General features: G+C 70.6%; 13 protein-coding genes. 3 read left to right on the forward strand and 10 right to left on the reverse strand.

The annotated features are described in order from the left end of the window. Positions 1–33 precede the first annotated feature (33 nt). Positions 34–1,542 carry an alpha-N-arabinofuranosidase gene (locus ACFC0D_RS09980; RefSeq protein WP_376433071.1) on the reverse strand — a complete coding sequence of 503 codons (1,509 nt, stop codon included), beginning with the start codon at positions 1,540–1,542 and terminating at the stop codon, positions 34–36. Positions 1,543–1,798: 256 nt separating this feature from the next. Here ACFC0D_RS09980 and ACFC0D_RS09985 point away from each other — a divergent pair, with 256 nt between their 5' ends. Next, complete coding sequence (locus ACFC0D_RS09985) at positions 1,799–3,361, forward strand: polysaccharide lyase family 1 protein (protein WP_376433073.1); 1,563 nt, start codon at positions 1,799–1,801, stop codon at positions 3,359–3,361. On the opposite strand, the gene ACFC0D_RS09990 is transcribed toward ACFC0D_RS09985, so the two are convergent. Beyond that, positions 3,349–3,498 (reverse strand): hypothetical protein, encoded by a 150-nt coding sequence (locus tag ACFC0D_RS09990; protein WP_376433075.1) that lies wholly within the window; start codon positions 3,496–3,498, stop codon positions 3,349–3,351. The two genes, ACFC0D_RS09985 and ACFC0D_RS09990, sit on opposite strands and share 13 nt — an antisense overlap. Before the next feature lie 141 nt (positions 3,499–3,639). Between ACFC0D_RS09990 and ACFC0D_RS09995 the strand changes: the two genes are divergently transcribed. After that, positions 3,640–4,704 carry a LacI family DNA-binding transcriptional regulator gene (locus ACFC0D_RS09995; RefSeq protein ID WP_376433077.1) on the forward strand — a complete coding sequence of 355 codons (1,065 nt, stop codon included), beginning with the start codon at positions 3,640–3,642 and terminating at the stop codon, positions 4,702–4,704. Here the strand turns inward: ACFC0D_RS09995 and ACFC0D_RS10000 are convergent. The 7 genes from ACFC0D_RS10000 to ACFC0D_RS10030 all read right to left on the reverse strand — a co-directional run bounded on the left by ACFC0D_RS10000 (position 4,691) and on the right by ACFC0D_RS10030 (position 15,665). Then, a complete protein-coding gene (locus tag ACFC0D_RS10000; RefSeq protein ID WP_376433079.1) occupies positions 4,691–5,422 on the reverse strand; it encodes a hypothetical protein in 732 nt (243 codons plus the stop codon). The two genes, ACFC0D_RS09995 and ACFC0D_RS10000, sit on opposite strands and share 14 nt — an antisense overlap. A gap of 34 nt (positions 5,423–5,456) precedes the next feature. Continuing rightward, positions 5,457–7,673 carry a glycoside hydrolase N-terminal domain-containing protein gene (locus tag ACFC0D_RS10005; protein ID WP_376433081.1) on the reverse strand — a complete coding sequence of 739 codons (2,217 nt, stop codon included), beginning with the start codon at positions 7,671–7,673 and terminating at the stop codon, positions 5,457–5,459. After that, positions 7,670–9,646 carry a beta-galactosidase gene (locus ACFC0D_RS10010; protein ID WP_376433083.1) on the reverse strand — a complete coding sequence of 659 codons (1,977 nt, stop codon included), beginning with the start codon at positions 9,644–9,646 and terminating at the stop codon, positions 7,670–7,672. The genes ACFC0D_RS10005 and ACFC0D_RS10010 overlap by 4 nt, the downstream gene beginning before the upstream one ends. Further along, positions 9,646–11,895, reverse strand: coding sequence for a 1,4-beta-glucanase (locus ACFC0D_RS10015; RefSeq protein WP_376433085.1), 2,250 nt, complete (start codon positions 11,893–11,895; stop codon positions 9,646–9,648). Before ACFC0D_RS10015 ends, ACFC0D_RS10010 begins: the two co-directional genes overlap by 1 nt. Before the next feature lie 61 nt (positions 11,896–11,956). Beyond that, entirely contained in the window at positions 11,957–12,919 is a 963-nt protein-coding gene (locus tag ACFC0D_RS10020) for a carbohydrate ABC transporter permease (protein WP_376433087.1), read from the reverse strand. Further along, positions 12,916–13,986 (reverse strand): ABC transporter permease subunit, encoded by a 1,071-nt coding sequence (locus tag ACFC0D_RS10025; protein ID WP_376433089.1) that lies wholly within the window; start codon positions 13,984–13,986, stop codon positions 12,916–12,918. Before ACFC0D_RS10025 ends, ACFC0D_RS10020 begins: the two co-directional genes overlap by 4 nt. Before the next feature lie 2 nt (positions 13,987–13,988). Beyond that, positions 13,989–15,665, reverse strand: coding sequence for a Tat pathway signal sequence domain protein (locus ACFC0D_RS10030; protein ID WP_376433091.1), 1,677 nt, complete (start codon positions 15,663–15,665; stop codon positions 13,989–13,991). 383 nt (positions 15,666–16,048) lie between these two features. Between ACFC0D_RS10030 and ACFC0D_RS10035 the strand changes: the two genes are divergently transcribed. Further along, positions 16,049–18,877: a glycoside hydrolase family 3 C-terminal domain-containing protein gene (locus ACFC0D_RS10035; protein WP_376433093.1), complete on the forward strand. Its 2,829-nt coding sequence runs from the start codon at positions 16,049–16,051 to the stop codon at positions 18,875–18,877. A 192-nt stretch (positions 18,878–19,069) separates the two neighbouring features. On the opposite strand, the gene yicI is transcribed toward ACFC0D_RS10035, so the two are convergent. Further along, positions 19,070–21,334, reverse strand: a complete 2,265-nt coding sequence (yicI, locus tag ACFC0D_RS10040; RefSeq protein WP_376433095.1) for an alpha-xylosidase — start codon at positions 21,332–21,334, stop codon at positions 19,070–19,072. Positions 21,335–21,399 lie beyond the last annotated feature (65 nt).

Below are 21,399 nucleotides of genomic sequence, written 5' to 3' on the forward strand. Positions count from 1 at the left end.
TGAAAGGATTCATTTAGCATCTTCTCCGGTGAGTCAGGCCAGCCGGATCACGTTCCAGGACATCGGCTCCAGGACGGCGTGCAGCCTCCCGTCCGTGAGCGCGGAGCCGTCCACGCGATGCGGACGGACCCGCTCGGGCTCGTCGACGGTGTTGCGCGCCTCGGGGTCGGCGTCGGCGAGCGCCGAGTGCTCCACGACACGGTTCAGCTCCAGGCCGTGCAGGGTCACGTCGAGCGGGAGGGGCTGGTTCCGGTCGCGGTTGACCGCGAAGAGGGTCACTCCCCCGGCGTCGTTCCGTACGGCGGTGGCGTGCAGCAGAGGTACGGCGCCGAAGCGCGCGGTCCCGTACGTCGGCGAGTCCACCCGGACGTCGAGAACCGTGCCGCGGCCGTACCGGGACGCCTGGGCGAAGGGGTGGAAGGTGGTCTGTCGCCAGGCCGCCCCGCCGGGCTCGGTCATGATCGGCGCGATCACGTTGACGAGTTGGGCGAGACAGGCCACGGACACCCGGTCGGCGTGGCGCAGCAGAGCGATGAGGAGCGAGCCGAGGACGACGGCGTCGGTGACCGTGTAGACGTCTTCCAGGATGCGCGGCGCCTCCTGCCACTCCTCCACGGGGTGCGAATCGGGTCGGCGTTGATACCAGACGTTCCACTCGTCGAAGGAGAGGTTGATCTTCTTGGTCGACTTGAGCCGGGCGCCGACGTGGTCGCAGGTGGCGACGACGGCTTCGATGAAGGCCTCCATGTCGACGGCAGAGGCGAGGAAGGAGTCGCGGTCGCCGTCGACCTCCTCGTAGTAGGCGTGCAGGGAGATGTGGTCGACCGCGTCGTAGGTCTCCGCGAGGACGGTGGCCTCCCAGGCGGCGAACGTCTCCATGCCGCGATGCGAGCTGCCGCACGCGACCAGTTCGAGTCCGGGGTCGATCCGGCGGAGGGCGCGGGCGGTCTCCGCGGCAAGGCGGCCGTACTCCTCGGCGGTCTTGTGGCCGGTCTGCCACGTCCCGTCCATCTCGTTGCCCAGGCACCACAGCCGGATGCCGAAGGGGTCCTTGTCGCCGTGGGCGATGCGCCGCTCGGAGAGCTCGGTGCCGGACGGGTGGTTGGCGTACTCGACGAGGTCCAGGGCCTCGGCGACACCGCGTGTGCCGAGGTTGACGGCCATCATGGGCTCGACCCGCGGGCCCGCCTTCCGCACGAAGGCGATGAACTCGCCGAGACCGAAGCGGTTGCTCTCGGTGGAGCGCCAGGCGAGGTCGAGGCGGCGGGGCCGCTCGTCGAGGGGGCCGACGCCGTCCTCCCACCGGTAGCCGGAGACGAAGTTGCCGCCGGGGTAGCGGATGACGGTGACACCCAGTTCGCGGACGAGGTCGAGGACGTCGGTGCGTATTCCGTCGGCGTCGGCGGCAGGGTGACCGGGCTCGTGGATGCCGGTGTGGACGCAGCGACCGAGGTGCTCGACGAACGAGCCGAAGAGCCGGGGATCGACGGGGCCCACGGTGAAGGCCGGATCGAGGGTGAGTCGGGCGGCGGTACGGGACATGCGGTTCCCTTCGAGCGGGGCGGACGTCCACATCCCGCTGTTCGAAACTTCGACCAACAGTCGCGACTTCGAACGGGACGGTAGGTCGGGCGACTTGGCACGTCAAGAGAACACCCTTCGCAGAAGGCGGTGGTCCACCACTCGCCCCTGCCGGCCGCCGCGGGATCAGCGAGGAGGGCGGCAACCTCCGTGGCTGTCGTGGCGACTACGGGTCGGAGCGCCGACAGCCGGCGCTCGACGACGCAGGGAGACCAGGATGAGACGAACAGTCGCGCGGCGACTGTCCGCGGCGATGGCCACGATGGCCGTCGCGGCCGGGACCGGGGCGGTTCTGTTGATGCCCGAGGCCTCGGCGGCCACCGGTGGCGCCACCGGGTACGCGACACAGAACGGCGGGACCACGGGTGGCGCCGGCGGGCAGACGGTGCGGGCCACCACGGGGACCGCGATCCACGCCGCCCTGTGCGGCCGGGCCAGCAGCAGTACCCCGATCACCATCGAGGTCGAGGGGACCATCAACCACGGCAACACCAGCAAGGTCTCGGGCGGCAGTTGCAACACCGCCGACGGCGTGATCGAGCTCAAGCAGATCAGCAACGTCACCGTCGTCGGGGTCGGAGCTGGCGCTCTCTTCGACCAACTGGGCATCCACATACGCGAGTCCAGCAACATCGTCATCCAGAACGTGACCGTCAGGAACGTCAAGAAGTCCGGCTCTCCGACGTCCAACGGTGGTGACGCCATCGGCATGGAGAGCGGCGTCCGCAACGTCTGGGTCGATCACGTCACCCTGGAGGCCTCGGGCGGGGAGTCGGAGGGTTTCGACGGACTCTTCGACATGAAGGACAACACCCAGTATGTGACCCTGTCCTACAGCACCCTGCGCAACTCCGGTCGCGGCGGCCTCGTCGGGTCCAGTGAGAGCGACCTCTCGAACAGCTTCATCACGTACCACCACAACCTGTACGAGAACATCGACTCCCGCGCGCCTCTGCTGCGGGGCGGCACGGCCCACATGTACAACAACCACTACGTGAGCCTCAACGAGTCCGGCATCAACTCCCGCGCCGGCGCCCGCGCCAAGGTCGACAACAACTACTTCGAGGACTCCAAGGACGTCCTGGGCACCTTCTACACCGACGCGGCAGGGTTCTGGCAGGTCAGCGGAAACGTCTTCGACAACGTGACCTGGTCCAGCCCCGGCAGCGAGAACAACCCGGCCGGGCCGAACCCGCAGTCCAACACCACTGTCTCCATCCCGTACGCGTACCCCCTCGACGCAGCCTCCTGCGTGCCGGCCGTCGTGAGTCAGACCGCCGGCGCCGGCAAGGGTCTGCGGGTGTCGGACGGCTCCTGCACACCGCAGACGCCGACACCGACCGGCACCACGACGACCAGCCCGACAGCAACCCCGACCGCCCCCACCCCGACGACGACGCCCACTCAGCCCTCCGGCACCAATCTCAGCATCGGCGCCGGCTCCGACGGTTCCAGCAAGGCGAGCGGGACGAGTTACGGAAACGTCCGCGACGGTGACATGAGCACGTACTGGTCGCCGGCCGGCTCGACCGGCGCGATCTCGATCAAGTGGGGATCCGCCGTCTCCGTATCGGCGATCACCGTCCGGGAGGCGTCGGGCTCCGTGGGCGCCATCGGCTCCTGGCGGGTCGTCAACGCCGACACCGGCACCGTCCTCGCCTCCGGCAGCGGGGCGGGCGCCAGCACCTTCCCGCGGACCTCACTGAGCAAGGTCACCTTCGAGATCACCGGCTCGACCGGCACACCGAAGATCGCCGAGTTCGAGACCTACGCCGGGTAGCGGGCGCGATCCGCGACCCCGGCATCGATGGTCGGCCGCTCCGCCGGGCGGCCGACCGCCGCCGCCCCCGTCAACGACTCCCTTTCGCCGGTCCGCATCAGCGAAGCCGTCCCGGCGAAGTCGCCCCCTGCGTCCACAAAGCAAGAGTCGAAGCGCTTCGATGCACCGCCTCCCGCTCTGGACACCCTCTGGCTGCCGGAGATACCGTCGACGCTGATCACATCGACGAATGTCGGCGGAGAGATTCTCGAAGCGCTTCACCATGGACGGGAGAACGGATGGTCACCCTCGCCCAGGTCGCCCGGCACGCCGGGGTGTCGGCCAGCACGGTGAGCTACGTCCTCTCAGGTAAGCGCTCGATCTCGGCGGGCACCCGGCGCCGCGTCCTCGACAGCATCGAGCGTCTCGGCTACCACCCGCACGCCGGCGCCCGCGCCCTCGCCAGCAGTCGGTCGCGCATCATCGCCCTGATGGTGCCGTTGCGGACCGACATGTACGTCCCCGTGATGATGGAGATCGCCATCTCCGTCGCCACGACCGCCCGCGCCCATGGATACGACGTGCTGCTCCTGACCGGCGAGGAAGGGGTCGCGGCCGTACGGCGCGTCACGGGCAGCGGTCTCGCCGAGGCGCTGATCCTGATGGACGTAGAGCTCGAGGACGAGCGCCTCCCCCTGCTCCGTGTCTGCGGGCAGCCCTCCGTGCTGGTCGGCCTCCCGGCCGATCCCACCGGACTCACCTGCGTCGACCTGGACTTCGCCGCGGGCGGTGCCCTGTGCGCCGAGCACCTCGCAGGCCTCGGCCACCGCGAGATCGCCGTCATCGGCGAGGCTCCCGGCGTCTACGAACGGCACACCGGCTTCGCGGAGCGGACCCTCAGCGGTCTGCGGGGCCGCGCGGACCAGCTCGGTCTGCGCGTTCTCCACCGCCCCTGCGAGGGCAGTTACGAGGCGGTCCTCGCCACCCTCGGCCGCGTCTTCGACGAACGGCCGGACACCACGGCGCTCGTCGTGCAGAACGAGGCCGCGGTGGAACCCCTCCTCGCTCTGCTGCGCCGCGACGGACGGGCCGTGCCGGAGGACGTCTCCGTCGTCGCGGTCTGCCCCGAGCAGGTGGCGGCGCAGGCCTCCGTACGTCTCACCTCGGTCGCCATCCCCGCGCAGGAACTGGGGCGGCAGGCGGTGGAGCGGCTCGTGGCCAAGCTGGGTGGTGGTACCGAGGGCGGCGAGGACGATGTGGCGCTCCTCGCGCCCGAGCTGACCGTGCGGGACAGCTCGGGCCCAGCGCCGGCGAACCAGCGGACGAAGGAGTCGGCGTCGGCGCGGCGGCTCAGCCGGCGCTGACGGTCAGGTTGTTCGCCCGGAAGTCGAGGCCGCCGGAGGACGAGGTGATCTCGAAGCCGAACTGCACGTCGCCGATCGTCTCGTCCCCCATCCACTTCTTGGTGTCCTTGATCCACTTGAGGATCGGCAGGATGTTCACCGTCCCCGCCGTGGAGTCCGACGTCCGCAGGAACGAGAACACGTCGTGGGACGTGCCGTCGGCGTGGGGCACCTTCCCCTTGTACACGCCCCAGCTGTGGCCGCCCAGAGTGACGTCGCCCTGGTGGTCGCCGAGCGCGCCGACGGCGCCGTTGGCGTTGACCCAGAGCATGATCTCGTAGTCGTAGTCGGTGTCCCAGATGTCGTACGAGCTGTTGTACGCGCCCACGGCGGGCACCGTCACGTCGTAGTTGCTGGTCAGCGTGGTGAAGGCGCTGATGCGACGGTTCACCACCTTCTTGGCGTTGGGATACGACTTGATGCCGCCGGTGTTCGGGTGGTTCGCCCAGACGCCCCAGTTCGTACCGGAGTTGGCCCATGTGCACTGGGCGCCGGCGCCCGAGCCCCAGATGTTGTTGTAGAGCGTGTAGCCACCCAGCGTGGTGTTGCCCCACTGGTCACAGGTGTTCCAGACGGCGGCCTCGGCGGGTGCGGCCGCCAGGCCGAGCGTCGCGCCGAAGGCGAGGACAGGGGCGAGCAGAGCGGTCCGCAGGCTGCCGAGGGTCGTACGTCGTGCCATGGTCGGTCCTTCCAGGGTGGGGGTCGGCCGCGCCTCACGGCGTGAGGACGCGGCTCTCGCCGGCGCGCAGGTCGAGTGGGCGCGCCCCGGCGGGAGTCCTGAGGTCGATCCGTCCGGTACGGGTGGGGCGGACGACGGCGGAGTACGTGTCCGGGCTCCAGGTGAGGTCGACGGTGGCGCCGAACCTGGTGCGGATGCCGAGCAGCCGGCCCGAGGGGTACGCGGCGGGTGGCGCCGGCAACAGCACGAGGCGGCCGGGAGTCGACTGCACGAGCATCTCGATCAGCAGCGCGGGCAGCGTGTGGGCGGCGTCGGCGTTGTAGACGTCGCGGTCCGGATAGTGCGCGCTCATGAGGGAGTCGTGGAAGTAGTCGCCCGTCAGGACCCGTCGGAGCGCCTCTGCCGCGCGGTCGGCGTCCCGCAGCCGGGCGGCGATCAGACCCTGGTGCAGGTGTCCGTGAGCGGATTCGTTCTCGCTGCCCCGCAGTTCGAGCGCCCGAAGGGCGGCCCGCGCCAGGTCGGGGGTGTCGTACGGATTGATCTCCTCGTGCGGCCACACGGCGTACAGATGGCTGAGGTGGCGGTGGTCGTAGCGGTCGTCGAGACCGGGCCAGGCCCATTCGGCGAGCGCCCCGTCGGCGTTGATCCGGTACGGGGGCAGCCGGTCGGCGAGGGCGCGCCACCGGTCGGCGTCGGCATCGGTACCGTGGTCGGCCGCAGTCAGCAGGGCGTGGCGCGCCGCGGTGAGGTCCATGGTCGCGTTGATCGCGCCCCAGCCCCCGCCGACGGGCCGGTTCTCCGGTGAGTAGGAGGGGACGACGACGAGCCGACCGTCGGGTCCCGTACGGGTGAGGAAGTCCTCGTAGAACGCGGCCAGTTCGGCGAGAGCGGCGGCGGTCTCGGGATCACGTGATCCGTGCGTCTGGTCGTGGTCGACGAGTGGCTTCAGGAGCCAGTCGGCGCCCGCGGTCCACAGGTGGAGGGGGTACTCGCGGCTGAAGTGGTACGAGTGCCCCGAGACGCCGTCGGTATGGGCGGGCGCCACGATGCCCCGGGCGCCGAATACGGCCCTGGCGTTGTCCCGCCAGTCGGCCAACTGACCCTGGATCAGACGCGCATGGGCCGCCGTCACCTCAGGAAGGTCGGCCGCGGCGGCAGAGGCCGTCTGCAGATTGAGGTTGGCGTCGTGGGTGAAGGCGCCGGACCAGGCGGTGTCCCAGTCGCCGGTCCACAGACCGGTGAGGCGGGGCGGCAGCATGCCGGAGGAGGACAGGAGGTGGTAGCGGCCGGCGGCGAAGAGCCGCTCCAGGAGGGCGGGGCTGCCCATCAGGCGCAGCAGAGCGGAGCCGGACAGGGCGCGCTCGGCCGGGTCCGCGTCGAGGTCGAGCGTCACGCGCTCGTAAGCTGCGCGGTGTTGTTCGGTGTGGCGGGCGAGCAGACGCGTGTGGACCGCGTCGAGGTAGTGCGGCGAGGTCGGCTCCTCGGGGCCCCCGACCAGCAGTGCGCGCAGCGCTTCCGCCTCGGGTGCCGTGTCCGGTTCGCCTTCGTGGCGGCGTACCCGGGTCAGGATCAGGAGCCGCCGCGCGTCGTCGAAGTGGGCGCCCGACGGGGAGAGGGAGGCCCGGCCGCCGGTGGCGACGGCGAGGGTGACGCCGGTGTACCCGAGGGTGCTGCCCGGGTAGCGGGCGCGCAGGGTGAGGAGGACGCCGCCCGGGGTGAGGACCGCGCTCCGGCCCACGGCGAGATCGTGGGGTGCGCCGGGGAGCCTGTGGTCCAGGAAGAGTTCGGTCCGCCGTCCGGGCTCGGTGACGTACTGGACGACGACATCGTCGGCGCGGGAGACGAAGACCTCGCTGCGGGCCTTGCCCCGGGTCGCCGTCGCGACCCCGGTGGCGAAGTCGACGGATCGCCGGTAGCGCCCGTGCGTCTCGGAGGTCGCGCGGGCGAGGCGGGTCTGGAAAGCCGGATGGAACGGGCGTACCCGGCGCAGCGGGCGTCCGTCGGTGAACCGTTCGGCAGCGGTGGTGTCACCGGCGAGCAACCGGGCCTGGAGAACGGTGAGTTCGGTGGCAAGGAGCGGCGGGCGGATGTCCTCGTCCGGGTGGAGTGGGCGTACGAGCGTGTGATGGGTGACGATCACGCGGTCGTCGTCGGGATCGCCGAGGACCATGGCCCCGTGCCTGCCGTTGCCGGCCAGGAAGGCGTCCTCCCAGCGAGCGGCCGGGTGCCCCTCCCATGTCCCGTGGATCACGTCGCCTCCTGGAGCACGGCCGCTCCGTACCGGCCGAGCCGCAGCGAGCCCTCGACGGTCGCGCCGGTGAGCAGGTCGTGGTGGCGGCCGGGGACGGTGACGACGGTGTGGTCCCGACCGTGGTTGAGGACGAAGAGGAACGGTCCTCTGCGTACCGCTTCGACGCCGGCCGGGAGGTCGTCGAGGACGGGGCGGACGCCCGCGTCGCGGGCGGCCTCGCCGATCAGGTCCCGCAGCGCCGCGGGCTCGGGAAGCGTCGAGACGTACCAGGCGCGGCCGTTACGGAGCACGGCGGGCAGTCCGTCGAGCTCGCCGCCGCGGTAGCCGGCGACGGTGTGCGCGCCGGGGGCGGCCTGGATCTCCTCGGACCAAAGGGTTCCGTGGAACTCCCCGCAGTCGGTGCGCTCGCCCGCGTCCAGCGGCCACCATTCGTGGACGAGGTCGATGCCGAAGAGCTCGCGGAGCCGGGCGTCCATGCCGCCGGGGCGTACCCGGTCGTCCTCGTCGGCGACGCCGGTGAGGAAGCCGCAGACCAGAGTGCCGCCCTCGCGCACGTAGGCCAGGAGGTTGTCGATCGACTCGTCGTCGAGGAGGTAGAGGTGGGGGACGACGACGAGCGGGTACGGGGTGAGGTCGGCGGCCGGGTGGGCGAAGGCGGCCGTGAGGTGGCTCTCCCACAAGGCGCGGTGCCAGGCACGGACGATCTCGGGGTACTGGAGCAGGGAGGAGGGCCTGCCCTCCTGCTCTCCGGCCCACCAGGAGTGCCAGTCGTGCAGGATCGCCACGTCGGCGTGGGCGCGGGTTCCGGTCATCCGCGGTCCCAGGAGGGCGAGTTCGGCGCCGATCTCCTTGATCTCGCGGAAGGTGCGGCCCCGCTCCCCCGCGTGGCCGACCATGCCGGAGTGGAACTTCTCCGCTCCCTGGCGGGACTGGCGCCACTGGAAGTAGCAGACGGCATCGGCGCCGTGGGCGACGGCCTGGAGGGACCAGAGCCGGTTGAGCCGGTACGGCTTGGGATGGTTGACGCCTCTCCAGTTGACCGGCCCGGCCGCCTGTTCCATGAGCATCCATGGTCCGCCGCCGGCCTGGGAGCGGGTCATGTCGCCGATCATCGCGTTGTACTGGCCGCCGAGCGGGTCCTTCGGATCGGGGTAGATGTCGATCGAGACCAGGTCCTCCTCCGCGGCCCACCGCCAGGCGTCCTGACCGGACCAGAAGGACATGAAGTTGGTGGTGACCGGGATGTGCGGGGTGTGGCGGCGCACGATGTCCCGCTCGGCGCGGTAGCACTCCAGGAGCATGTCGGAGGTGAAGCGCTTGAAGTCGAGGACGTGGGTGGGGTTCTTCATGTAGTGCGCGCGGCGCGGCGGGAGGATCTCGTCCCAGGAGTCGTAGCCCTGGCTCCAGAAGGCAGTGCCCCAGGCGGTGTTGAGCGCGTCGAGGGTTCCGTATCGGTCCTGGAGCCAGCGGCGGAAGGTGGTGGCGGCCTCGTCGCCCCAGTCGTAGGTGCAGTACTCGTTGTTGATGTGCCACATGGTGAGTGCGGGGTGCATGGCGTAGCGGACGGCGAGGTCCTCGGTGAGAGCGGCGGCGTAGCGGCGATAGACGGCGCTGGAGTGGGAGAAGTGCTGGCGCGAGCCCCACCACTCCGTCCGCCCGTTCTCGTCGCGCGGCAGCGTCTCCGGGTGGAGGCGTCCCATCCAGGGTGGCGGCGAGGAGGTGGGGGTGGCGAGGACGACTCCGATGCCGTGGTCGTGCATGAGGTCCATGAGCCGGTCGAGCCAGCCGAACTCACGGGCACCCGGCCGGGGTTCGATCTTGGACCAGGAGAAGACGCCGAGGGTGACGCAGGTGACTCCGGCCTCCTTCATGAGGCGGACGTCGTCCTTCCAGGTCTCCTCGGGCCACTGTTCGGGGTTGTAGTCGCCGCCGAAGAGGATCCGGCCGCGGGTGGCGTCGTCGAGCGTCGGCATCAGACGGGCTCCCCGTACTGGATGCCGCGTCCGTTGGTTCCCAGGTAGACCCGGCCGTGGATGCGGGGGTCACCGGTGATGACCTCGCCGGTCCACCCCCATTGGTGCGCGTCGTCGTTGATCCGTGTCCACGTCCGCGCCAGGTCGTCGGAGCGGAGGACCGCGGTGGTCGGTCCCGTGGCGCCGACCTGGTAGATCGCCGGGTAGTCGGCGCCGGCGGCCGCCTTGCCGAAGCCGAGCGTGTACGAGGCCCAGCAGCTGGTCACCTTGGTGAAGCTCGCGCCGCCGTCGGTGGACCTGTACAGCCCGTTCCATTTCACGCTCAGCCACAGGTCGCCGCTCCGTCCGGGGGCCGCGACCAGCTGGAACTGGGTGTCACCCGAAGGCAGCCCACTCGCGCGGGCCGTGAAGGAGCGGCCGCTGTCCGTGCTGGCGTACAGAGCGCCCCTCTCGGTGTCGTACGCGTAGAACAGTGCTGGGTCGGCCGGGTCGGCGACCGGCGTGGCGCCCTTCGGGAAGGACGGGATCTCCGTCCAGGTCGTGCCGTTGTCGTCGGATCGGTGTCCGGGGTGCCGGGTGCCGTCCCAGTGCACGAAGGACCAGATGAGGGTGGTCGCATCGGCGCTCAGGGCGATCGGTCCGGGCGCGTCCTCGGCGATGGCGGGCTGGGCGGCGAAGGGCGCCCAGGTCCGGCCCCCGTCGGTGGAGTACGCGCCGTTGCCGTGGTCGCCCCAGCCCGTGCGGACGACCCGCGAGGGCACGAGGGCGGCCTGCGCGAGTCCGGTCGCCGACCCGAACACCGGGCGGGTGGCCATACCGCCGGAGGGGGACGCCGTCAGGGTGTCGTGGTAGAGGACGCCGATGTCGCCGAGTCCGCTGATCAGATGCGCCTTGCCTGTCGGTGGCGAGATCAGCCGGCGTACGGCGGACTCCTCCAGGCCTCGGACGCGCGGGCTGAAGTGAACGAGGTCGCGGGTTCCGTAGATCGTGGCGCCCGTGCCGTAGAGAAGGTTCCGTGAGTCGTACGGGTCGAGTGCGAGCGCCTGGATCCACCAGCCGAACTTGGGCTCGTCCCCGCCCCACTTCAGGAAGGGCGTCTCGGAGACGTCGAGGACGGCGGAGTCCTTGAGAGACTTCCAGGTGCGCCCGCCGTCGGTCGTGCGGTAGAGGGTGTCGACGGCCGCCCAGCGATTGTTGGTGGCGACGACGGCGGTGCCGGGGCGGCGGGCGTCCACGGCGAGTCCGCCGTAGCCGAACGTGTCGGCGGAGCCGTCGGATGTGGTGCCGCCGGGACGGACGGGGGTGACATCGGTCCAGCGGCCCGTGAGGGTGTTCAGTTTGTGGACGGAGCCGTCGCTCTGGCCGTTCGGGCCGGGTGCGTCGGCGTAGCTGATGTACAGCTCGTGGGCGCAGACGTCGAAGGCGGCACGGACCGGGACCTTGGCGGAGGGTCCGGTCGGGAGGCCGGGCACGGCTTCCCAGCCGTCGGCGGTGGTGCGGTGGAGGGTGGTGCCGCCGTCGCCCCAGCCGGCGTAGACGGTACGGCCGGCGGCGACGAGGACGGTCACGCCCTGGCCGCTCTCCGAGGGCGGGGCGGGGAAGCCGGGTGCGGGGGCCCAGGTGGCGCCCCGGTCGGTGGACTTCAGCAGGCCGTCGTGGCGGGTGCCGAGCCAGAGGGTGTCGCTGTCGCGGGGGTCGACGAGGAGCCGCTCGCCCGTGCCTCGGCCGTCCTCGTTGGCACCCAGCTTCACCGTCAGATCGGTACGGGTCCAGGTGACGCCGCGGTCCTCGGAGCGCAGGATGGCGCCGTTCCCGGCCCAAGGCCGGCTGTACGTGCCGACGGCGAGGTAGAGGCGGTCGGGGTGGGCGGCGTCGAGGGCGAGCGCCTCCACTCCCAGGAGGTTCCAGTCGTCCCAGCCGAGATGGTCGGTGAGGGGGACCCAGCGGTTCGCGCCGGAGTCCCGGCGATAGGCGCCGCCGATGTCGGTGCGGGCGTACGCGAGCCCGCGTACGGAAGGGTGGAAGAGGATGCCCGTGACGAAGCCGGTGCCGCCGATGACGGCGGTGCGCCAGCGGTAGGGCCTGGTGTTCGCCGGGGTGTCGGCGCCTGCCGTCCCCTGCGCGAGCGGGAGGGCGGTGACGGCCGCGACGGCCGCGGCTCCGGCGAGGACGGCGCGTCGCCCGACAGCGGGAGTGCCGGAGACGGAGGGGCCGCCGGGGGAAGCGCCGACGGGGACGGACACAGGCATGGCGAACCTCACGCTGGACGGGGAACGGTGGGAGGAAGGCGGCGTGGCGAGGACGCGGGGCTCACCCCTTGACGGCGCCGGTGAGCATCCCCTTCTTGAAGTGTTTCTGCACGAAGGGGGAGAACGCGGCGACGGGGAGCAGCGCGAGCACCATGACCGCCATCTGCACGGCGAGCCCGGAGAGCGGGCCGGCCTTCACCGCCTGCCCGAGACCGACGGGGATCTCCTGCTTCTGGACCAGCTGGATGAGCACGTTCTGGAGCGGCATCATGTTCTGGTCGCTGAGGTAGATCGACGCGTTGAACCAGGCGCTCCAGTAGCCGACGGCGTAGAAGAGTGTGATGACGGCGATGACCGCGCGGGAGAGCGGCATCACGATCTGCCACAGGATGCGCAGATCGCCGGCGCCGTCGATCCGGGCGCTGTCGATGAGTTCGGGCGAGATCCCCATGAAGAAGCCGCGCAGGACGAGGATGTTGAAGACGCTGACCGCGCTCGGCAGGATCAGCGCAAGATAGGTGTCGGTCAGACCGAGCGTCTGCACCAGCAGATAGGTGGGGATGAGCCCGGCGCCGAAGAACATGGTGGCCATGAGCGTGAGCAGGATCGCCCGGTGGCCGACCGATCCCGGCCGGGACAGCCCGTACGCGCAGAGGACGGAGACGGCCATCGAGAAGACGGTGCCGGTGACCGTCACCCCGACGCTGACGAGGGCGGCGCGGGTGACCTGGCCTCCGCTGAGCAGCTCCTGGTAGGCGATGAAGGTGATGTCCCGGGGCACGATCACCAGCCCGCCCGCCTCGGTGATCGTCTTCTTCGAGGAGAGGCTGGTGACGATCACGATCCAGAGCGGGACCAGCACGGCCAGGCAGGCGAGGCCGAGGACGCCTCCTTTGGCGCTGAGCCCGGCCCGGGTGGGTGGCTCCTCCCAGACGGGGCGGTCCGGCGGGGCCCAGCGCGAGCGCCCGGGCTCCGCCGCCGTACTCAGGACCGTCCGCCCCGGGCCCGGTGTCGTGGTGGTCATTTCCGGTACACCCCCTGCTCGCCCATGAGATGGGCGGCCTTGTTCGCCGAGAGGACCAGCACGAGGCCGACCACGCCCTTGATCAGACCGGCGGCCGCCGCGTAGCTGAAGTCCTGGCTGCGCAGTCCGGTCCACCAGACGAAGGTGTCCAGGACCTCCGCTGCTCCGGGCCCGACCGCGTCGCGTTGGAGCAGCAGCTGTTCGAAGCCGACGGTGAGCGCGTCGCCCACCCGCAGCACGAGCAGGAGCGCGATGATCGGGCGCAGGGCGGGCAGGGTGACGTGCCACATGCGGCGCCATCGGCCGGCGCCGTCCATGGCGGCGGCCTCGTACAGGTCCTGGTTGACGGCGGCGAGGGCCGCCAGGAAGACGATGACGCCCCAGCCGGCGTCCTTCCAGATTCCCTCGGCGGTGACGAGGAACTTGAAGATCTCCGGGTCGGTCATGAGGTCGAAGCCCTCGTGGCCGTGTTGGCGCAGGGTCTGCGCGATGATGCCCGCCCCGCCGAGGATCTGCTGGAAGACGGTGACGACGAGCACCCAGGAGAAGAAGTGCGGCAGGTAGAGCACGGCCTGGATCAGCGCGCGGAGCCGTGGCCGCAGCACGCTGTTGATGAGCAGCGCGAGCGCGATCGGTACGGGGAAGTACAGGACGAGCTGGAGTAGGAAGAGGACGAACGTGTTCTCCACCGCGTCCCAGAACGCCGGGTCGGCGAAGACCCTTTCGAACTGGGCGAGACCGACCCAGGGCGATTCCAGCATGGCGGTGACGCCGTTGGTCGAGATGTACGGGTCGTAGTCCTGGAAGGCGACCACATTGCCGAGGATCGGTATGTAGTTGAAGACCAGGACCAGGAGGAGCGCGGGGACCGTCATCAGCAGCAGGGCACGGTCCCGCTTCAGCCGGCGACCGAGCGGGATCCGTCCGGACGACCGGGTTCGGTCCGGTGACGTGGGCCCGGGCCGCGACCCGGACGGGGATCCGGGCTGGGATCCGGACCGCTGCCGGGACGCCGGCCCGGTCCTGGACCGGGATCGGGGCCTCGTCGGGGTGGGGTTGTGCGTCACGGTCAGCTCGCCGCGGATCCGTTGGCGTCGAGCAGCTTCTTGTACCAGTCGCGCAGCTGGTCGCCGCCCTTGCTCTTCCACTCCGACACCGCCTGCTGCATGTCGGAGACCTTCTTGCGGCCGCGGACGACGTCCTTCTCCAGCTGCTCGAAGTCGTTCATGAGGCCGGTCCACCGGGAGGGTTCGACGACGGTCATCCCGTAGAAGGAGGACTTGCTGGTGAACGCGCCCATGCGCTGCTGCCACTCGACCGTCGCCCGGGTGGCCTCGGGGAAGTCGGGATGGGCGACGTAGGGGGCTGGGCTGGCGACGAACAGCCACGAGCTGGAGACCTCGATGTTGCCCTGATCGGTCTTGACCGGCATCCCGTTCTTCACGGTGTGGTCGACGCCCTCGACTCCGTAGTCGGTGAGCATCCGTTCCTTGGTGCCGTACGGGGCTGCGGTGAAGTCGGCCATGGCGAGGACGTCCTCGACGACGGTCCTGGAGCTGCCCTTCTTGACGAAGGCCCAGATGTTCGCGGGGTTGGTCGCCCAGAGCTTGGGGCTGCCGCCCGCGTGCCCCGGGATGTCCATCGCCGAGATCGCGAACTTCGGGTTCTGGGCCGCCTGTTCGGCGGTCTTGGCGTACCAGTGAGAGAGGTCGTTGTTGTAGATGAGGACCTGGCCGGCGGTGAACCGGTTGCCGGCGTCGCCCTGGTTCTGCGCCTTCTCGTCGGGGTGGACCACGCCCGCGTCGAACAGCTTGCGGGTCCACTCCAGCGCTTCGAGGTACTCCGGGGTCTCGATGCGGTTGACCAGCTTGCCGTCGACGAGGTTCCAGCCGAGCGACTTCTCGCTGCCGGAGAGGACACCGAACATGTTGTAGGCGGTCCAGGTCATGTCGCCGCAGGCCCACACCTTCGCCTTGGCGCTGGTGATCTCCTTTGCCAGGGCGAGGAATTCGTCGGCACTCCTGGGCAGTTGCCAGCCCTTCGCGTCGAAGACGTCCTTGCGGTAGAAGGGCGCGATGTTGGTGACGTACGAGGCGGGCATCGGCAGCCCGCGAAGGCTCCCGCCGAAGATGGAGCGCTGCCAGGCGTCGGTGGGGATCGCCGCGAGGTTCGGGTACGCCTTCACCTTGTCGCCGGAGAGGTACGGGCCGAGGTCCTCGAACTTGGCGTTGATGGCGCTCGGGATCTTGCCGCCGAGGTTCCAGCCGGGAACGACGACGACATCGGGAATGTCGCTGGAGGCGAGGATGGCTCCGAGCTTCTGGTCGTAGACGGCGCCGTCCTGGTTCAGCCAGGTGGCCTTGACTCCGATGGCCTCGTTCATGGCCGTGTAATACGCGTTGTCGGCGGCCGGCGGGGTCCCCCAGAACGGGGCCATGACCCGGATGGCGCTGCCCTTGCCCCGCTTGGTGGCGACGGAGGTGGCCAGCTCGTCCTTGGGGATGGCCCGGAAGAAGCCGTCCGAGGAGCCGTTCTTCGAGGGGATGTCGGGGGCGACGACCGTGCGGGCGACGAAGGCGGGGAGGATCTTCTGCGCGTCCTTGCCAGTGGTGGTGCCGTCCTTCTTCGCCGTCTCCCCTCCGCCGCAGGCGGCGAGCAGCGGCATCCCTCCGGCTATCGCTGCCGCGGCCACGGCGGTGGAGGCGAGGAAGCTTCTCCGGCTGGAGACGGCGTCGTTCGGCGTCATTGCGTCAACCCTTCGTGGCGCGCCGGGACACTCGGCGGCTGTGGCCGCCGGTCGGCTGCGAAGTCCGAGGTGGGGCATGGAGCGTGGAAGCGGGCGGGCCGTCCGGCCCGCGGCGCGCTCGACAAGCGGTGACGATGCGCGTCGAAGCCTGCCGAAGCCCGTCGAATACCTGTCGAAGCGCTTCGATGTTGCTGCGAGGCTAAGCGAAGGTCTCAGACCCGGCAAGAGTCGGGCGCAAGATTCGCCTGCGACGGAGAGGGAGGTCATGGGAGACACAACTCCCCCTGATTCAGGGGCAGGAAGGTCATCGAGCACCCTGGCATCTTGACTTGACGAAGGATCGGACCGAGCATTCGAAGCGCTTCGAATGAAGGGATTCGTACGTGACCGTACAACGGCAGATCGACGACCTCCTCGCGCGGCTGACGCCCGACGAGCGGATCGCGATGCTGCACCAGTTCGCGCCCGCCGTGGACCGCCTGGGCCTCGCCGCCTTCCGCACCGGGCAGGAGGCGCTGCACGGCGTCGCGTGGATGGGACCCGCCACCGTTTTCCCTCAGGCCGTCGGCCTGGGCGCGACCTGGAACCCGGAACTCGTCCGCCGGATCGGTGAGGCCGTCTCCCGGGAGGTGCGCGCGATGCGCGCCAAGGACGAACGCGTCGGGCTCAACGTCTGGGCGCCGACCGTCAATCTGCTGCGCAACCCCCTGTGGGGCAGGGGCGAGGAGGGCTACTCCGAGGACCCGGGCCTCACGTCCGCGATCGCCGTCGCGTACACCCGTGGTCTGCGCGGCGACCATGCCACGTACTGGCGCACCGCCCCCGTGCTCAAGCACTGGCTCGCGCACAACAACGAGACCGACAGGGCCACTTCGTCCGCGTCGGTCCGACCGCGGGTACTGCACGAATACGATCTGCGGGCCTTCCGCGGCGCCGTCGAGGCGGGCGCGGTGGCCGGCGTGATGCCCGCCTACAACCTGGTCAACGGCCGGCCGAACCATCTCTCCCCCTATCTGCGTGAGCACCTGCGCACCTGGACCGACCAGGAGCTCCTCGTCTGTTCCGACGCGGGCGCACCGACCAACCTGGTCGAGCACGAGCACTACTTCGCCACCCACGAGGAGGCCACGGCGGCCGCGCTGCGCGCCGGTGTCGACTCCTTCACCGATCACGGGACGGACGCCGGGCCGATCGTCGCCCGCCTCCGCGGGGCGCTGGAGCGGGGACTCCTCGACCAGGCCGACATCCACACGGCGGTGCGCAGGCAACTCGCCGTGCGCGCCGCACTCGGCGAGTTCGACCCGGACCTCGCCCCCGACGTCGCGCAGGGCGCGTTCGACACGCCCGAGCACCGGGCCCTGGCACTCGAAGCGGCCGAACAGGCCGTCGTGCTCCTGAAGAACGAGCCGCAGAACGGCGGCGGCCCGCTGCTTCCGCTCCCCGCCGACGCGCGGATCGCCGTCGTCGGTCCGCTCGCCGACGCGTGCAAGCTCGACTGGTACAGCGGCACGCTGCTGCACCGCTCCACCCCGCTGGACGGTGTGCGCGAGCGCTACGGCTCCGACCGGGTGCGCCACGCCGACGGCTCCGACCGGGTCACGCTGCGGACCACCACGGGCGCGTGGCTGCGGGTGCCCGAGAGCGGCGCGCCCGACGAGGCCCGGGGCGCCGAGGGCGCCCTGGACCCGGCGCTGCTCACCGGTCGCACCGACCTCCCGCCGCTGACCGCGGACGCGGAGGGTTCGGTGTTCGCGCTGACCGACTGGGGCGGCGGGGTGCTCACGCTGCGGGCGCCCGACGGGCGGTATCTGTCCGTAGCGGAGGACGGCTTCGTCCGGGCCTCGGCCGATCAGCCGGGGGGCTGGGTCGTCCAGGAGACGTTCCGCTGGATGGAACACGGCGAAGGACACCTCCTGGTGCACATCGGGACGGGCGGCTATGTGTCTGTCGCCGCCGACGGCGTGAAAGTTGCCGCCGACCGCGCATCCGCCGAGATCCTCACCGTCGAGGTCGTCGAGCACGGCGAGCGCGCGGTCGCCCGGGCCGCGGCGGACGCGGACGTCGTCCTCGTCGTGGCGGGCAACGACCCCCACATCAACGGACGCGAGACCGAGGACCGTACGACGCTGGCGCTGCCCGGGCAGCAGGACCGGCTGTGGCGCGCGGCCGTGGCGGCGAACCCCCGCACCGCGCTCGTGCTCGTCTCCTCGTACCCGTTCGCCGTTGCCGAGGCCGCCGAGGCGCTGCCCGCGCTGCTGTGGACGGCGCACGGCGGCCAGGCCGCCGGCACCGCGCTGACCCGGGTGCTGGCCGGCGACGTCTCTCCCGCGGGCCGCCTCCCCCAGACGTGGTACGCCTCCGACACGGACCTGTCCGACCTGCTGGACTACGACGTCATCGGCGGCCGCCAGACGTATCTGTACTTCGACGGCGTCCCGCTGTTCCCCTTCGGACACGGTCTGTCGTACACGACGTTCGGATACGCGGATGCGGTCGCGCGCATCGATTGGGAACTCGTACGCGTCTCCTGCACGGTCACGAACACCGGCACCGTCGCGTCCGACGAGGTGGCCCAGGTGTACGTACGGGCCGTGGCTCCGTCGGTGCCGCGCCCGCACCGGGAGCTGGTCGCGCACCGCCGCCTCCACCTCAGCCCCGGCGCGTGCGAGGCTCTGTCGTTCGACGTCCCGCTCTCGGCGCTGGGTTTCTGGGACGTGGCGCACGGGCGATGGTCGGTCGAGCCGGGGATGTACGAGATCCTCGTCGGCGGGTCCTCGGCGGAGCTTCTGGCCTCCGCGCCTCTGGAGGTCCTGGGGGTACGGTCCGGCCCACGACCGGTCATGGAGCTGGGCCTCGACGCGGTCGCGTACGACGAGCAGAGCGGCACGCAGATCGTCGACCGAACCAAGGTGTCCGGGGACTGCGTGACCCCGGCCGACCCCGGCAAGGAGGGCGAACTCGTCTTCCGGCGCTGCGACTTCGGGGAGGGGGCGACCGAGGTGGCGATCGAGGCGGCAGGCGAGGGCATGGTGGAGCTGGCCCTGGGGGCAGGCGGGGATCGCGTTCCGCTTGCCGTGATCGAGGTGGCGGCGACGGGCGGACCGTACGCGTACGTCACCGTGGGCGCGGAGATCCTGGCGCGCGGGGTCGCCGATCTCCGCATCGAGCTGCGCGGGACGGTTCGTCTCGCGCACGTCGCCTTCTCCGGCTGAGGGTCCGGACGAAGCGCGACCGACAGGGCCCGGGACCGAATCTCTTCGGTGCCGGGCCCTTGTCGTGCCGCCGGCCTGCCGGCGGTCTTCGTCGTGCCGGCGGTCTTCGTCGTGCCGGCGGTCTTCGTCGTGCCGCCGGCCTTCGTGCGCCTGCGGTCCTCGTCGTGCCCGGAGCCGTCTCGGCGCAGGACGTCAGTGCGGCGCGGGAACGGCGACCTCCGTACGCCCCTCGGCCGAGCCGCCTCCGACCGGCCGCAGCCGGAAGGGGCGGTCGGTGTCGTGGGTGGTCGCCCGGAACTCTCCGCCCGTGCGGACCACGCGATAGACGGCGCCCGTCTCCCCGTGCGTGTCGGGCACGGTGACGGTCCGGTCGACCGTCCCCGGGGTCACGAGGAGCGTGAGGTCCTGGAGCCAGTCGCCGTCCGGGCGCTGCTCGTCGGCGCCCATCGGGAGCACCGTGCCGGGGCGCACGTACAGGGGCAGGTTGTCGAAGCCGTGGACCTCTCTGCGCCAGCCCGGTCCCGAGACCGTCTCATCGGTGAGCAGATGGGTCCACTCCCCCGCGGGCAGATAGACCTCGACCTCGCCGTCGGCCGAGAAGACGGGCGCGACGAGCAGATCGGGTCCGAGCATGTACTGCCGGTCGAGGGTCCGGCACGCCGGGTCCTCGGGGAATTCGAGCAGCATGGGCCGCATGACGGGCACGCCCGTGGCGCGTGCCTCGACCGCGGCGCCGTAGAGGTAGGGCATCAACCGGTGCTTCAGTTCGGTGAACCGCCGGGCCACGTGGACGGCTTCCTCTCCGAACTCCCACGGCACCCGGTAGGACTCGTTGCCGTGCAGCCGGCTGTGCGAGGAGAGCAGGCCGAAGGCGAGCCAGCGCTTGAAGACGGCGGGGTCGGGCGTCCCCTCGAATCCGCCGATGTCATGGCTCCAGAAGCCGAAGCCGCTCAGGGAGAGCGAAAGACCACCGCGCAGCGACTCGGCCATGGCCTCGAAGGAGGCCCAGCAGTCGCCGCCCCAGTGGACCGGGAACTGCTGGCCGCCGGCGGTGGCGGAGCGGGCGAAGAGGACCGCCTCGCCCATGCCCCGCTCCTTCAGCAGGAGTTCGAAGACCGTCTGGTTGTAGAGGTGGGTGTAGTAGTTGTGCATCCGCTCCGGGTCGGAGCCGTCGTGCCAGACGACGTCGGTGGGGACGCGCTCACCGAAGTCCGTCTTGAAGCAGTCGACCCCATAGGCGAGGAGCGGCCGCAGCCGGTTCTGGAACCAGGAACGGGCCTCCGGGTTGGTGAAGTCGACCAGGGCCATGCCGGGCTGCCACAGGTCCCACTGCCAGACGTCCCCGTTCGGCCGCTTGACCAGGTAGCCGCCGGCCAGTCCCTCGGCGAACAGCGTCGACTTCTGCGCGATGTACGGGTTGATCCACATGCTGATCCTCAGTCCCCGCTCCTTGAGCCGGGCCAGCATTCCGGCCGGATCGGGGAAGGTCTCGGAGTCCCACTGGAAGTCCGACCACTGGTACTCCCGCATCCAGAAGCAGTCGAAGTGGAAGACGGAGAGCGGGATGCCGCGCTCGGCCATGCCGTCGACGAATTCGGTGACGGTCGCCTCGTCGTAGGGGGTGGTGAAGGACGTGGTGAGCCAGAGGCCGAACGACCAGGCGGGCGGGAGCGCGGGGCGACCGGTGAGGGCGGTGTAGCGGGTGAGGACGTCCTTGGGCGTGGGTCCCGCGACGACGTAGTACTCGAGCGTCTGATCCTCGACGCTGAATTGCACCTGGCCGACGGACTCCGAGCCGAGTTCGAAGGAGACCTTGCCTGGGTGGTTGACGAAGACGCCGTAGCCACGTGACGAGAGGTAGAACGGGATGTTCTTGTAGGCCTGTTCGCTGCTGGTGCCACCGTCGGCCTGCCAGATGTCCACGGTCTGGCCGTTCTTGACGAACGGGGTGAAGCGCTCGCCGAGTCCGTAGACGTTCTCGCCGACTCCCAGGGCGAGTTGGGCCGCCATGTGGTGGGCGCCGTCGGCCGTGGTGACGAAGGCGGTTCCCTTGGGGCCCGCCGTGGTCAGGGGTCGGCCGTGCGCGTCCAGGAACTCCAGGGCCCAGGGGGCCGCGCGGTCCAGGCGCAGGGTGAGGGGTCCGGTGGCCAGTTCGGTGACGCTTCCCTCGCGGTGCACGGTGGCGGCGGAGGGCGTGTCGCCCGGCAGGACGAAGTCAGGTCCGTGGTGCGCCTTTCCGGCGTGGTGGGTCAGCCTCACCCCGATCACGCCCTCGGCGGGCGAGAAGCATTCCACGGTGATCAGGGCCGAGTTGAGTGTGTCGCCGCGCGACTCGACGCGCTTCACGGAGGCGTATGCGGTGAAGTGGTCGGCGCTCACGTGCAGATCGCGTACTTCGGTGGCGTAGGAGGCGTGGACGCCTTCTCGCATGAGCCAGAAGCCGTTGGTGAACTTCATCGTGGTCCTCGTCGCTCTGGTGCGGGGCGGTGAGTGGGACGCCGGCGGGTCGGTCTCAGGTCGCG

It is taken from the genome of Streptomyces sp. NPDC056222 (assembly GCF_042264065.1).
In the GTDB taxonomy this organism is placed as follows: domain Bacteria; phylum Actinomycetota; class Actinomycetes; order Streptomycetales; family Streptomycetaceae; genus Streptomyces.